Origin of the sequence: Loktanella sp. PT4BL (assembly GCF_003201935.1) — a bacterium.
Lineage (GTDB): Bacteria > Pseudomonadota > Alphaproteobacteria > Rhodobacterales > Rhodobacteraceae > Yoonia.
This window is the reverse complement of sequence record NZ_QJJL01000001.1, coordinates 79,571-94,096: the sequence shown is the minus strand read 5'-3', so window position 1 is coordinate 94,096 and position 14,526 is coordinate 79,571. Positions and strand designations below refer to the sequence as shown.

The 14,526-nt window shown below is 55.4% G+C and carries 13 protein-coding genes; 9 read left to right on the top strand and 4 right to left on the bottom strand.

Annotated elements, in window-relative coordinates; all coding sequences use genetic code 11:
* Positions 1 to 237 precede the first annotated feature (237 nt).
* The 7 genes from hemJ (at position 238) to C7964_RS00420 (ending at position 7,568) form a co-directional block, all read left to right on the top strand.
* Positions 238 to 687: a protoporphyrinogen oxidase HemJ gene (gene hemJ / locus C7964_RS00450; RefSeq protein ID WP_110277761.1), complete on the top strand. Its 450-nt coding sequence runs from the start codon at positions 238 to 240 to the stop codon at positions 685 to 687.
* Positions 688 to 806: 119 nt separating this feature from the next.
* Entirely contained in the window at positions 807 to 2,078 is a 1,272-nt protein-coding gene (gene rho, locus C7964_RS00445; protein WP_110277760.1) for a transcription termination factor Rho, read from the top strand.
* A gap of 29 nt (positions 2,079 to 2,107) precedes the next feature.
* Positions 2,108 to 3,388, top strand: a complete 1,281-nt coding sequence (gene mnmE / locus C7964_RS00440; RefSeq protein ID WP_110277759.1) for a tRNA uridine-5-carboxymethylaminomethyl(34) synthesis GTPase MnmE — start codon at positions 2,108 to 2,110, stop codon at positions 3,386 to 3,388.
* Between the two features lie 12 nt (positions 3,389 to 3,400).
* Positions 3,401 to 5,269 (top strand): tRNA uridine-5-carboxymethylaminomethyl(34) synthesis enzyme MnmG, encoded by a 1,869-nt coding sequence (gene mnmG, locus C7964_RS00435; protein ID WP_110277758.1) that lies wholly within the window; start codon positions 3,401 to 3,403, stop codon positions 5,267 to 5,269.
* A gap of 3 nt (positions 5,270 to 5,272) precedes the next feature.
* Entirely contained in the window at positions 5,273 to 5,893 is a 621-nt protein-coding gene (gene rsmG, locus C7964_RS00430) for a 16S rRNA (guanine(527)-N(7))-methyltransferase RsmG (RefSeq protein ID WP_110277757.1), read from the top strand.
* Positions 5,883 to 6,680, top strand: coding sequence for a ParA family protein (locus C7964_RS00425; protein ID WP_110277756.1), 798 nt, complete (start codon positions 5,883 to 5,885; stop codon positions 6,678 to 6,680). The genes rsmG and C7964_RS00425 overlap by 11 nt, the downstream gene beginning before the upstream one ends.
* Positions 6,681 to 7,568, top strand: coding sequence for a ParB/RepB/Spo0J family partition protein (locus C7964_RS00420; protein ID WP_110277755.1), 888 nt, complete (start codon positions 6,681 to 6,683; stop codon positions 7,566 to 7,568).
* On the opposite strand, the gene hemW is transcribed toward C7964_RS00420, so the two are convergent.
* Genes hemW through rph form a run of 3 tightly spaced genes read right to left on the bottom strand, consistent with a single transcriptional unit; the run spans position 7,565 to position 10,036 of the window.
* Positions 7,565 to 8,719, bottom strand: a complete 1,155-nt coding sequence (hemW, locus tag C7964_RS00415; RefSeq protein WP_110277754.1) for a radical SAM family heme chaperone HemW — start codon at positions 8,717 to 8,719, stop codon at positions 7,565 to 7,567. The two genes, C7964_RS00420 and hemW, sit on opposite strands and share 4 nt — an antisense overlap.
* 1 nt (position 8,720) lies before the next feature.
* Positions 8,721 to 9,329 (bottom strand): RdgB/HAM1 family non-canonical purine NTP pyrophosphatase, encoded by a 609-nt coding sequence (gene rdgB, locus C7964_RS00410; RefSeq protein WP_076660353.1) that lies wholly within the window; start codon positions 9,327 to 9,329, stop codon positions 8,721 to 8,723.
* Positions 9,329 to 10,036 (bottom strand): ribonuclease PH, encoded by a 708-nt coding sequence (gene rph, locus C7964_RS00405; RefSeq protein WP_110277753.1) that lies wholly within the window; start codon positions 10,034 to 10,036, stop codon positions 9,329 to 9,331. The genes rdgB and rph overlap by 1 nt, the downstream gene beginning before the upstream one ends.
* Positions 10,037 to 10,151: 115 nt before the next feature.
* On the opposite strand from rph, the gene hrcA reads away from it, so the two are divergent.
* Entirely contained in the window at positions 10,152 to 11,216 is a 1,065-nt protein-coding gene (gene hrcA, locus C7964_RS00400) for a heat-inducible transcriptional repressor HrcA (RefSeq protein ID WP_110277752.1), read from the top strand.
* Between the two features lie 11 nt (positions 11,217 to 11,227).
* Complete coding sequence (locus C7964_RS00395; protein WP_110277751.1) at positions 11,228 to 11,785, top strand: nucleotide exchange factor GrpE; 558 nt, start codon at positions 11,228 to 11,230, stop codon at positions 11,783 to 11,785.
* 17 nt (positions 11,786 to 11,802) lie between these two features.
* Here the strand turns inward: C7964_RS00395 and mutS are convergent, their stop codons facing one another.
* Positions 11,803 to 14,424, bottom strand: coding sequence for a DNA mismatch repair protein MutS (gene mutS, locus C7964_RS00390; RefSeq protein ID WP_181417071.1), 2,622 nt, complete (start codon positions 14,422 to 14,424; stop codon positions 11,803 to 11,805).
* Between the last annotated feature and the right edge of the window lie 102 nt (positions 14,425 to 14,526).

Below are 14,526 nucleotides of genomic sequence, written 5' to 3'. Positions count from 1 at the left end.
GAGTCAATGCTGTAACTGACCGGATTACGTAGAAAAATATACTCCACAAGACATTGTTTTTAAATGGTTTATTTTCCAATCTGTTCTCTTCAGCAGCTACCTTAGAGAGATCACACCTTGGGATAAATCTGAGGATGAAAAAACAACCCACAGAAAATCAGGTGACAAACAACAACATCATCTTTTCTTTCTCTTTAAATTTATTAAGGAAGAGCAGGGCAAAGAAGGCATAAACACATGATGGATTTTTTGAGTGGTATCTATCCGTGGATCAAGGCGCTCCATATTATGGCAGTGCTCGCTTGGATGGCTGGGCTGTTCTATCTGCCACGTCTGTTTGTCTATCATGCCGAGAAAGCCATGGTTGGATCAGAGCTCGATCAGACGTTTCAAATCATGGAAGAGAAGCTGCTGCGGGTCATCATGAACCCTGCGATGATTGTGGCATGGATTGCCGGTCTGATCATGATCGGTTTGGGTGCGTTTGACTGGGGCGCGGTCTGGTCGTGGGTCAAGCTTGTCTCGGTGATTTTGATGACTGGTGCGCACGGCTGGATGAGTGCGCGGCGCAAAGAGTTTGCAGCGGGCACGAATACACGGTCAGGGCGGACCTATCGGTTGTTTAACGAGGTGCCCACGGTTCTGATGGTGTTGATCGTTGTGGCAGTGATTGTGCGGCCCTTCTAAGCGCGATTGACTCAGATGCCTTGCATGTCTATGTGTGGCGATGCTTCCCGTCCGGGAAAGCGGTTTTCCATTCCGAAACGTAGAAATGCCGGCATATGTGCTGGCAGCAGGATTTATTCATGTCACAGCACCGTTTGAACCTTGCTGATCTGAAGGCGCAGAGCCCGAAGGATTTGCTGTCTTTGGCCGAAGAGCTCGAGATCGAGAACGCATCGACGATGCGTAAAGGCGACATGATGTTCGCTATCCTGAAAGAACGGGCAGACGAGGAATGGGTCATCGGTGGTGATGGCGTTTTGGAAGTGTTGCAGGACGGGTTCGGTTTCCTGCGCTCGCCAGAAGCAAACTATCTTCCCGGTCCTGATGATATTTATGTCTCACCGGATATGATCCGGCAGTATTCCCTGCGCACCGGTGATACGGTCGAAGGGGTCATGAAAGAGCCCAATGACAATGAACGCTATTTTGCGCTGACCTCGGTTGAGTTGATCAACTTCGAAGATCCCGAGAAAGCGAAGCACAAGGTTGCCTTTGATAACCTCACACCGCTCTATCCTGATGAGCGTCTGACGATGGAAATCGCGGATCCGACGGTAAAAGACCGTTCGGCGCGGATTATTGATCTTGTAGCCCCGATCGGGAAAGGCCAGCGGTCTTTGATCGTGGCGCCACCGCGGACCGGCAAGACAGTACTGTTGCAGAACATTGCGAACTCGATCGAGAAAAACCATCCAGAGTGCTACCTGATCGTTCTGCTGATTGACGAACGCCCCGAAGAGGTGACGGATATGCAGCGTTCTGTGAAGGGCGAGGTTGTGTCGTCTACCTTTGACGAGCCTGCAACACGCCACGTGGCTGTGTCCGAGATGGTGATCGAAAAGGCGAAACGTCTGGTCGAGCATAAGCGTGATGTTGTGATCCTGCTGGATTCGATCACACGTCTGGGGCGCGCGTTCAACACGACTGTGCCATCGTCCGGCAAAGTCCTGACCGGTGGTGTCGATGCGAACGCGCTGCAGCGGCCCAAGCGGTTCTTTGGTGCGGCACGGAACATTGAAGAGGGCGGGTCGCTGACGATTATCGCAACCGCGCTGATTGATACCGGTTCGCGTATGGACGAGGTGATCTTTGAAGAATTCAAAGGTACCGGCAACAGCGAGATTGTGCTGGACCGGAAGGTGGCTGACAAGCGTGTCTTCCCGGCGATGGATATCCTCAAGTCCGGGACCAGGAAGGAAGAGCTGCTGGTGGATAAGGCCGATCTGGCGAAGACCTATGTGTTGCGCCGTATTCTGAACCCGATGGGCACGACCGATGCGATTGAGTTCCTGATCGGTAAGCTGAAGCAGACCAAGACAAACGCAGATTTCTTCGACTCAATGAACACGTAACTTATTGTTCTAAAACAATGGGTTAACCTATGGATACGATTTTTGCCTTAGCGACGGCGCAGGGCCGGGCAGGTGTTGCTGTGGTGCGGATTTCCGGGCCAATGGCAGGGCCTGCGGTGTCGGGTTTGTGCGGTGATGTCCCTGTGACGCGGGGCGTGCGCTCATTGCGTGACGCGAGCGGAGAGTTGCTGGATGAGGCGCTCATCCTGCACTTCCCTGAGGGCAAGAGCTTTACCGGTGAAAGCGTAGTCGAACTTCAGCTGCACGGCAGTCCGGCGGTGGTCAATGCGGTGTTGCGGTGTTTAGGTGATAACCCTGCGCTACGACAGGCAGAGGCAGGCGAATTCACACGTCGTGCGCTGGAAAACGGACGGCTCAACCTGGCCGAGGTTGAGGGACTTGCTGACTTGATTGATGCCGAGACCGAGAGCCAGCGTAAGCAGGCTGTACGGGTCTTTTCCGGCGCGCTGGGGGTATTGGCAGATAGCTGGCGGACACGTCTTATTCGGGCGGCTGCTTTGCTTGAGGCGACAATTGATTTTGCGGATGAGGAAGTGCCTGTCGATGTCAGCCCTGAAGTGAACGATCTCTTGGGTCAGGTCCGGACCGAGATGACCCGCGAGGCCGCAGGTGTGCGTGTTGCCGAGCGTGTGCGGGACGGGTTCGAAGTGGCCATTATCGGGGCACCGAATGTTGGTAAATCAACGCTCTTGAACCGGCTTGCCGGACGTGATGTTGCGATCACATCCGAGGTTGCGGGTACCACGCGTGACGTGATCGAGGTGCAGATGGACCTTGATGGCCTGCCAGTGACGCTGCTGGATACAGCGGGCGTTAGGGACACGGATGATATCGTCGAGGGGCTTGGTGTCGCGCGGGCGAAAGAAAGGGCTGAGCGGGCCGATTTTCGCATACACTTGGTCATGGATCCTTCAGAAATAAATAGAGAGCTTAGCCCTGATGATCTTGTCGTGCAGGCAAAATCCGATCTTGGTCATGGGGATGGACTGGCGATATCTGGCAAGACAGGGGCTGGCATCGACGCGCTGATTGAATGTGTGCGGCAGCGTCTGCAGGAGAAGGTCGGACAAATCGGGATTGCGATGCGCGAACGGCACCGGGTCGCGATGGTGCGCGCAATCGGATATCTGGATGATGCGGTGCTGGCACTTGAAACACCTGATGCGATGACCGATCTCGTGGCAGAGGATTTGAGATCAGCCATTCGTGCCGTGGATAGTATTGTGGGCCGCGTTGATGTAGAGCACGTGCTGGATGAGATCTTCAGCAGTTTTTGCATCGGCAAGTAGGGAGTGTTTCACGTGAAACATCAGGACTACGACGTAATTGTGATTGGTGGCGGACATGCAGGCGCCGAGGCAGCACATGCGGCGGCCCGTATGGGCTTGCGCACAGCATTGGTGACGCTAACCAAGGCTTCTATCGGTGTGATGTCTTGCAATCCAGCAATTGGGGGTCTGGGAAAAGGCCACCTCGTGCGCGAGATTGATGCGCTTGACGGCGTTATGGGACGTGTTGCCGATAAGGCGGGTATCCAGTTTCGCTTGCTGAACCGGAAGAAAGGGCCTGCCGTACAGGGGCCGCGCGCCCAATCTGACAGGCAAATCTATCGCAAGGAAATGCAGGCAGAGCTGGATTTGCTGGCAAACCTCACCATCCTTGAGGGCGAAGCCGTTGATTTGCTGATGTCTAAGGGCCGCGTGACCGGTATCCAGATGCGCGATGGTGCTGCCATTTCCGCAAATAGTGTGATTCTGACAACCGGTACATTCCTGCGCGGTGTGATCCATATCGGCGATGTGTCGCGGCCTGGCGGGCGGATGGGTGATGACCCCTCGGTCAAAATGGCAGAGCGCCTTGATAGCTTTGGATTGCCGCTTGGCCGTCTGAAAACGGGTACACCACCACGTCTGGATGGTCGCACAATTGCTTGGGATAAATTGGAAACGCAGCCTAGTGACGCGGATCCTGTGTTGTTTTCCTTTCTGTCGACAGGTCCGTCGGCCCCGCAGATTGATTGCGGAATCACCCATACGAATGAGGCGACCCACGATATTATCCGCGATAACCTTGGCCGTTCGGCGATGTATGGTGGACGGATCGACGGCGTGGGCCCACGCTATTGCCCGTCGATCGAGGATAAGATCGTTCGCTTCGCAGATAAGACATCGCACCAGATTTTCCTCGAACCAGAGGGCGTGAATGATCACACGGTCTATCCGAACGGTATTTCAACATCTCTGCCTGAGGACGTGCAAAAGGCCTATGTGAATTCGATCTATGGTCTTGAAAATACAACGATTTTGCAGCCTGGTTATGCGATTGAATACGACTATGTCGATCCGCGGGCCTTACGGGCGACATTGGAACTCCGCGATGTTCCGGGGCTGTTTTTGGCGGGCCAGATCAACGGGACGACCGGTTACGAAGAGGCCGCGGCGCAGGGCATGGTTGCGGGCCTCAATGCGGCTGCGCAAGTAAAAGGACAGGATTCTGTCATCTTTAGCCGTCGGGAATCCTATATCGGCGTGATGATTGATGATCTGATCACACGAGGTGTATCAGAACCCTACCGCATGTTTACCTCACGCGCCGAGTTTCGTTTGTCGCTTCGCGCGGATAACGCAGATCAGCGGCTGACAGAGCGGGGCCATGCGATTGGCTGTGTGGGTGAAAACAGGTGGTCGCACTTTAGCGACAAGATGGAACAGATCGGAAAAGCCAAGGCGTCACTTTCCGAGATGATGATCTCTTCGCGTGATATTGCAGGTCTTGGAGTGAAATTGAACGCGGACGGTCCGCGCAAATCTGCGCTGGATGCGCTTGCCTTGGCGGATTTCAATTTTGAACATCTGGCGCAATTGCAGCTAGATGTAGATGATATTCCTGTTCAGATACAAGACCAGGTAAAGAAAGATGCACTTTACGCACATTATATCGCGCGGCAAGAGCGTGATATTGCGGCGATGGAGCGGGATGAAAACCACATCATTCCCGATGACACAGACTATACGCAAATCAGGGGCCTTTCGAACGAAATCGTGGCAAAACTGTCCGCAACGCGTCCGTCAACGATTGCGCATGCGGGTCGTATCGAGGGCATGACGCCTGCGGCCCTGATGCTGATTATCGGGGCCATAAAGAAACAGCACCAAGCGACCGGAACCTGAGAGATGTCATTGGTTGTTGCCGGCGTGAATGTTTCACGTGAAACAATGTCAGACCTTGAGGCATTTGCTGCTCTGACTGCGAAATGGACCGCAAAGATCAACCTAATCGCGCGGGGAACACGAGATTCCATCTGGGAGCGCCATATCGTCGATTCGGTCCAGCTCTATAGGTTTGCGCCAGAATCCTTTGAAAAATGGGTCGATATCGGCAGTGGTGGCGGGTTTCCCGGCATCGTTATGGCGATTCTCGCTAAAGACAAGAACCCGCATGCGGAGTTTGTTCTCATTGAAAGCGACCAACGCAAAGCAGCATTCCTGCGCACAGCGGCACGTGAGCTTGGCCTTTCAGTGCAAGTGATTGCTGAACGAATTGAAACTGCCCCTGAACAGAATGCAGATGTGGTATCTGCTCGCGCACTCACCGCACTATCTGGATTGCTTTCTCTGACACAGCGACACCTGAAGCACGACGGCTTGGCTCTTTTTCACAAAGGTCGCCAGTCCGGACAGGAAGTTGCCGATGCGCAAAAGAACTGGTCGTTTGACCTTGAAGAAAACGCCAGTATCACTGATCCTGACGCACGAATACTCGCCATCCGAAGGATAGATAAGCTTGGCTCATGATCCAATAATCATCGCGGTTGCGAACCAAAAAGGGGGTGTCGGGAAAACGACCACCACTATCAATTTGGGTGCAGCCTTGGCAGAAAAAAAGAAAAACGTCCTGCTGATCGATCTGGACCCGCAAGGGAACGCATCTACGGGCCTTGGCGTTGATCATGACAAGAGAGAGGCCACAACCTACGATCTGCTGGCTGGCGATGTCACCTTGACCAAGGCCATTCAGAAAACATCCGTCAATCGCCTTTGCATCATTCCAGCAACAACCGACCTAAGCTCTGCCGATCTTGAACTTGTCGACAATGCAAAACGCAGTTTCCTGTTGCGGGATGTGCTGCGGGGCAATGATCCGGCGCTTTTCGTCTTTGACTACATTTTGATAGATTGCCCGCCCTCTCTCAACATATTGACTGTCAACGCGATGGTAGCGGCGCATTCCATCATTGTGCCGCTACAAAGCGAGTTTTTCGCGCTCGAAGGCCTTTCACAGCTTATTCTCACTGTCCGTGATGTCCGGCAAACCGCCAATCCCGATCTGAGGATCGAAGGTATTGCGCTCACAATGTATGATAGCCGCAACAACCTCTCTTTGCAGGTTGAGGATGACGCCCGCGAAAACATGGGTGATATGGTGTTCAAAACCGTCATTCCCCGCAACGTCCGCCTGAGCGAAGCGCCATCATTCGCGATGCCCGTGCTCTCCTATGATAGTGCATCAAAAGGCAGCGCCGCATATCGTGCGCTCGCTGCTGAATTGATTGAAAGAACAAAGAAAAAGAAGGCCGCATAGATGACACGCACACCAAAGAAATCCCGTGGCCTGGGCCGTGGTCTCTCTGCTCTGATGTCAGATGTGGCAACGGACGACAGCAGCGAAGCACCGGCAAAGCGGCCCGATCTCGTCGTGCCGATTGAACGGGTGCGCCCCAATCCCGATCAGCCGCGCCGCACCTTTGCAGAGGATGCGCTTGACGAACTCGCAAGTTCCATTGCCGAGAAAGGCATCATTCAGCCTCTCATTGTCCGGCAATCTCCGGCTGATCCTGATTTCTTCGAAATCGTTGCGGGTGAACGTCGTTGGCGTGCTGCGCAACGCGCCAAGTTGCACGAAATCCCGGTCCTCTTGCGTGACTATGATGACACAGAAGTCCTTGAAATTGCGATCATCGAAAACATCCAGCGTGCAGACCTGAACCCCGTGGATGAGGCCGCAGGCTATAAACAATTGATGGACCGCTTCGGCCACACTCAAGATAAACTCGCCTCTGCTCTGGGCAAAAGCCGCAGCCACATCGCAAACCTGCTGCGCCTCCTGACCCTACCGGAAGAGGTGCAGACCTATCTTGTCAGTGGCCAGCTGTCCGCCGGTCACGCACGTGCCCTTGTCGGGCACGATCATGCCGTCGCCTTGGCCCGCGAAATCATTCAACGCAAACTCTCGGTCCGCGAAACCGAAAAGCTGGCCAAGAAGGGTCCTGCAATCAAAAAGCGTTCGGTGCCAGGGGCGCCAGTGCCCAAAGATGCTGACACCATCCAGATCGAAGATGAGCTGTCAGCGACGCTGCGCATGAAAGTCACAATCGATCATCCGGCAGGCAGTGAAGGCGGCAAAATGACGATTGCATATAAGTCGCTTGATCAGCTGGATGATCTTCTCCGCGCGCTTTCCGGTGGTTAATCGTCCAATAAGGCGCGCAGGACAGCGTTCAAGACAGGAGCGCCTTGAGCGGTAAGTTGCAGGATCTCCGAGTTATAGGTGACCATCCCCAAGTCAACTAACCCATTGATTTTATTTATATATTCGTCTCTACCGAGATGCGGAAAGCGCGTAGTATCCACACCTTCGCGCAACCGCATCCCCATCAACAGAAACTCCGCAAACTGCTCGTCTTGCGTGAGCGCCTCGCGTGACAAGTCCCCGTTTCCTGTTTTGCGCACCTGTGCCAACCACCCCGCGGGTGCGCGTGGTGCCTCGGTCGCAAACCGCTGTCCACCCAATGTCAGACGCCCATGTGCGCCTGGCCCAATCCCAGCGTAATCGCCATAGCGCCAATAGATTTTGTTGTGGATACTCTCACAGCCCGCGCGCGCGTGATTGGACACCTCATAGCCCGCAAATCCGGCCTCTTCGCAAATCTCTTGCGTCGCGGCATACATGTCAGCTGCCGCATCATCATCCGGCAGACCGCGCAGTCTGCCTGCCGCATAGCGATCACCAAAGGCCGTGCCATCCTCGATTGTGAGCTGATAGAGCGATAAATGATCGACCGCCAAATCCAGCGCACGCCGCAATTCCGCCGTCCAATCCGTGACCGATTGGCCTTGCCGCGCGTATATCAGATCAAAACTCACGCGATCGAACACCTTGCGTGCAATTTCAAAGGCCCGCATTGCTTCTTCAGCGCTATGCAACCGGCCCAGTGCCTTCAAATCTGCATCATTCAGCGCCTGAATACCCATGGAAACGCGGTTCACCCCCGCATCGCGGTAGCCGGCAAAGCGTTCCGCTTCGACTGACGTCGGATTCGCCTCCAGCGTGATCTCGATATCATTCGCCATCGGCCAAGTCGCACGTACCTTCGTCAGGATTGTATCAACCACCGCCGGATCCATCAGGCTGGGCGTGCCACCGCCAAAGAAAACAGACCGCAAAACACGGCCCTGCGTTTCGGCCCCAACACGTGCAATCTCGCTCAAATAGGCCTCGGCCCAGGCACCTTGGTCAATCTGGGCCACGACATGACTGTTAAAATCGCAATAGGGACACTTCGCCTGACAAAACGGCCAGTGAATATAGAGGCCAAAGCCTCCATGCTCCCAATCTTCCATCCTAGGCAAAACAACCCGCGATCAGCTTGGCAAAAGCATCAGCTCGGTGGCTGATCTTGTTCTTTTCCCAGCGATCCATCTCGCCAAAGGTGATGTCATAACCATCAGGCTGAAAAATCGGATCATATCCATGCCCTTGGTCACCACGCATCGGCCAAACAATCTGGCCGGGCATGACACCGGGAAACACCTCGTCATGTCCGTCAGGCCAGGCCAGAACCAAGGTGCAACAAAACCGCGCAGTCCGTGGGTAGGGGGCGGAAACAGACTCTAACTCGGCCCAACTCCGCGCCATTGCCATCTTGAAATCGCGGCCGTTGGGTGTTTCCGCCCAATCCGCAGTATAAACGCCGGGCGCACCACCAAGGCCGTCAATCTCGATCCCGCTATCATCCGACAGGGCCGGCAGGCCGGTTGCCTTGGCTGCTGCATGCGCCTTGATCCGTGCGTTCCCGACAAAAGTGGTTTCGGTTTCTTCCGGCTCGGGCAACCCATGATCTGCGTTTGACGTCAAAGACACCCCGTAAGGGCGCAACAGATCGGCAATCTCTTCCAGCTTCCCTTGGTTATGGGTCGCAATCACCAATTCCTTGCCGTCAAATCGCCGCATCAGGACACCGCCGCCAGTTGCGCCGCTGTCAGTTCCGCGACACCTTTTTCCGCCAGATCAAGCAGGGCATCCATCTGCGCGCGCGTATAGGTTGACCCCTCTGCAGACATCTGTACCTCGATCAGTTTTCCAGCTGACATGACAAAGTTGCCGTCAACACCGGCTTCACTGTCCTCGGGATAATCCAGATCCAGCACTTCCTGACCCGCATAAATCCCGCAAGAAATTGCCGCGACAGGGTCGATCAAAGGATCGCTGATCACATCACCCGCCTTCATCAACTTTTGCACTGCCAGCTTCAACGCGACCCAACCGCCCGTGATTGATGCACAGCGTGTGCCCCCATCGGCCTGAATAACATCACAATCCACCACGATCTGGCGCTCCCCCAGTGCGACCCGATCAACACCGGCCCGCAAAGACCGCCCGATCAACCGCTGGATTTCCTGTGTGCGGCCGGATTGCCCGTTCTTTGCCTCACGCCGCATCCGCGTATTTGTCGCACGTGGCAGCATGCCGTATTCCGCTGTCACCCACCCAAGGCCGGAATTCTTCAGAAACGGTGGTACACGCTCGTCAATGGTCGCGGTGCAAAGCACATGGGTATTGCCACATTTGATCAGACAAGACCCTTCCGCGTGCATCGTCACGCCTGTCTCGATCGAGATTTCGCGCATTTCATTCGTTTGACGGCCAGATGGACGCATCGGGTTTCCTCCTATCGGTTGCATTAGCGGCATACGCTGCCCACATATGAAATCCAACCCCGATTGACGCTACCGCAAACTTCGTTTTAATTGCGACGCCTTGCCAGTGGAACCAATGACAGCACAATCGCCAAATATTGACGAAATGAACGCGCGCTCCCGCGAGGTGTTTCGCCGCGTGGTCGAAGGCTACCTTGAAAGTGGCGCACCTGTCGGGTCACGCTCGCTCACCCGAGATTTTTCCGAACAGGTCAGCGCCGCGACGATCCGCAATGTGATGCAGGATCTCGAGTATCTCGGACTGTTGGGAAGCCCCCATGTCAGCGCGGGCCGCATTCCCACCCAGTTGGGGCTGCGCCTTTTCGTTGACGGGTTGCTGGAAGTTGGCGATCTTGATGGTCAGGACCGTGAAAAAATTGATCGCACCGTTACGTCGAACAATCAGGACGTTACCACTGTTCTGGATGAGGTCGGCCAGGCGCTCTCTGGTGTGACGCATGGTGCCAGCCTTGTGCTGACCCCGAAGCACGAAGCGCCGATTAGACATATCGAGTTTGTCTCGCTCTCTGCCGACCGCGCGCTGGTTGTGCTGGTCTTCGGTGACGGCCATGTGGAAAACCGCGTCTTTACACCGCCACCTGGCCAAACCCCGTCTTCCATGCGCGAGGCTGCGAATTTCCTGAATGCAATCGCGGCGGGGCATACGCTATCGGACCTCAGCGCCGTAATTTCACGTGAGATCAAAACACGGCGTCAGGAAATCAACGCCTTGGCTGCCGAACTCGTCGAGAATGGCGTCGTTCTTTGGGAGAATGAAGGCGAATCGACGGAGCGGTTGATTGTGCGCGGGCGCGGCAATCTGCTTGGTGAAGGTGGTGACGAGGCAGATCTTGCCCGTATCCGTACCCTCTTTGACGACCTTGAACGCAAGCGTGACATCGCGCAATTCCTTGATCTTGCCGAAGAAGGTGAGGGGGTGCGCATTTTTATTGGCTCCGAGAACAAATTGTTCTCACTTTCGGGTTCATCTCTGGTCGTTTCCCCTTATATGAACGCCGACAAAAAGATCATTGGCGCCGTTGGGGTGATTGGTCCAACACGGCTGAACTATGGGCGCATCGTACCAATCGTGAACTACACCGCAAAGCTGGTCGGCAAGATGATCGTTGACCGCTCGTAAAGGGAAGACTGATGTCTGATAAAGACGAAGAACTACAAAGCCTTGATGAACTCGCAGCTGAAGGCGACGAGATTGATTTCGATGCTGCTGAAGCAAGCTTTGATGAAATCGAAGCCCTGCGCGCAGAGCGTGATGAATTCCGTGACAAGTTCATGCGCGCATTGGCTGATGCGGAAAATACCCGCAAACGTGCCGATCGTGACCGCCGCGAGGCTGAAAACTATGGTGGTTCCAAACTCGCCCGCGACATGCTGCCGGTTTACGACAACCTGCGCCGCGCGTTGCAGTCCTCAGCCGAGGCCGAGCAAGACGCAAACAAAGCCTTGCTTGAGGGTGTCGAGCTGACAATGCGCGAATTGATCAGCGTGTTCAAAAAGCACGGAATCGACCCTATTACGCCTGAAGTAGGTGATAAATTCGACCCGCAGCTACACCAGGCTATGTTCGAAGCGCCTGTGCCCGGCACCAAAGCAGGCGAGATCATTCAGGTCGCCGCCGAGGGTTTCATGCTGCACGACCGCCTGTTGCGCCCGGCCCAAGTCGGCGTGTCATCCATGCCCGCATCGTAGGGTGGGACCAACCCACGCTACAATTTCGACCGCAACTCATAAATCAGATCAAGCGCATCCCGGGGGCTCAGCTCATCGGGGTGCACATCGCGCAAACGTTCCTCGATTACAGAGGGCTTTGGCGCAACGGTGACCGGGGCAGGCGTTGCAGAAAACAGCGGCAGATCATCAATGATCGCTTTCTGCGCTGTCCCGCCTTCGCGCTCACCTTTTTCCAAAGCTTCCAGAACCACTTTGGCGCGCTCTACAACGACGGCAGGCAACCCTGCCAAACGCGCAACTTGCACCCCGTAACTGCGATCCGCTGTGCCGCGCTTGACCTCATGCAGGAAAATCACGTCGCCTTCCCATTCCTTCACGGTGACCGTTGCGTTATCCACACCCTCGAGCTTTGCCGATAGCGCCGACATTTCGTGGTAATGCGTAGCAAACAGCGCGCGACAGCGGTTCACATCATGCAAATGTTCCAACGTCGCCCAGGCAATCGACAAACCGTCATATGTCGCGGTGCCGCGCCCGATTTCATCCAGAATGACAAGCGCCCGATCATCGGCCTGATTCAAAATCGCTGCCGTTTCCACCATCTCGACCATAAAGGTCGACCGCCCGCGTGCCAGATCGTCTGACGCCCCGACGCGGCTAAACAACTGGCTGACAATCCCGATGTGGGCCTCGGTGGCCGGCACAAAACTGCCCATCTGAGCCAAAATCGCAAGCAGCGCATTCTGTCGTAGAAACGTCGATTTACCTGCCATGTTCGGACCGGTCAGCAACCAGATTGGTGTGTCGGTCAATCCGCAATCATTGGCGATAAATGGCGCGCCGTCTTTCTGCAAAGCCGCCTCAACAACGGGATGCCGCCCGCCTGTGATGTCAAATGCGCGGCTGTCGTCCACCCGTGGCCTGACCCAGTTTTCGGTCACCGCCAATTCCGCAAGACCTGCGTTCAAATCAATTTCGGACAGCGCCCGCGCCAATGCGCCAAGCGGCCCTGCCTGCGCAATAATCGCCTCTTTCAGGCTGGAATAGAGTCTCTTTTCGATCTCGAGTGCACGCCCGCCCGCATTGAGGATACGCGTCTCGATCTCTGACAGCTCTACGGTGGTAAAACGCACCTGATTGGCCGTGGTCTGGCGATGAATGAAGGTTTCATTCAATGGCGGGGCCATCATTTTGGCCGCATGCGTTGCCGTTGTCTCGATAAAGTACCCCAGCACGTTGTTGTGCTTGATCTTCAGCGACGACACGCCCGATGTCTCGATATACTCTGATTGCATCTGCGCAATCACAGACCGGCCTTCGTCACGTAACTTGCGCACTTCGTCCAGTTCGGCGTCATACCCCGGCGCAATGAACCCGCCGTCGCGCGACAAAAGCGGCGGTTCTGCAATCAGCGCCTCATCCAACAGGTCCAACAACGCCTGATGCCCTGTCAAATCCTGCGTTGCATCCGCCAGAATAGGGGGCAAATCCGCCGGCATCAGCGCGGAAAGCGCAATGGCCTGTCCGATGGTGTTGCGAATTGCTGCCATATCCCGTGGCCCGCCACGATCCAGCGCCAAACGTGACAACGCGCGGTCCAGATCATGCACGCCGCGCAAACTCTGTCGAATATCCTTGGTCAGCCGCGCCTGATTGGCCAAGAACCCGACCGCATCCAACCGCCCCGTGATGACATCACCATTGCAGGACGGTGACGAAAGCCGCCGTTCCAACAATCGCGCACCACTTGCGGTGACTGTGCGATCAATGCAATGCAAAAGCGACCCTTGCTTGCCGCCGTTCATCGCTTGGGTCAGCTCCAATGATCGCCGTGTCGCCGCATCAATCTGCATTGCTGCTGACTGGCCCTCCTGAACGGGGGGGCGCAACAAAGGCAGATTACCGCGCTGCGTAATATCCAGATATTCGGCAACAGCAGACATGGCCCCAATCTCGGCGCGACCAAAGCTGCCAAACGCATCAAGTGAGCTGACTTTATAGACACTACACAGGCGCTTTTCGCCTGAAACACTGTCAAATGCCGCTGCACCCAAGGTTGTCAGCGTTGCACCGGAATCCGACACTATTCCAGCCCAATCCGCCTCGGACCCGTCTGCAACAATCACCTCGCGTGGCGTTAATCGTGCCAGTTCGGGGCCCAGTTGCGCGCCCCCGCAAGGCATCACATGGAACGCACCGGTCGAGATATCGACCCACGCCAGTGCCCCTGCATCGCGCACGCTATGATAGGCCGCCAGAAAATTATGCCGGCGTGCATCAAGCAACGAATCCTCGGTCAACGTACCCGGCGTGACCAGACGCACGACTTCACGTTTCACAACCGCCTTATAACCACGCTTCTTCGCCTCAGCGGGGCTTTCCATCTGCTCACAAACCGCCACGCGGAACCCTTTGCGGATCAGCGTGAGGAAATAGCCTTCAGCCGCGTGATGCGGCACACCGCACATCGGTATATCCTGTTCATCATGCTTGCCGCGTTTTGTCAGCGCGATATCAAGCGCCTCTGCCGCAGCAACGGCATCGTCAAAGAACATCTCATAGAAATCGCCCATCCGGTAAAACAGCAGCGCATCAGGATGCTCAGCTTTGATTTCCAGATATTGCGCCATCATCGGCGTGACTGTGCTGTTGCTCATGTATCCCCCGGGATCATTCCGCGCACATTACCACTGCATGAAAGCTGCGAAACCCTGAAATGAACCCGTTGCAGGCCCTTGGCAGAAACCGCTATGTCTTGT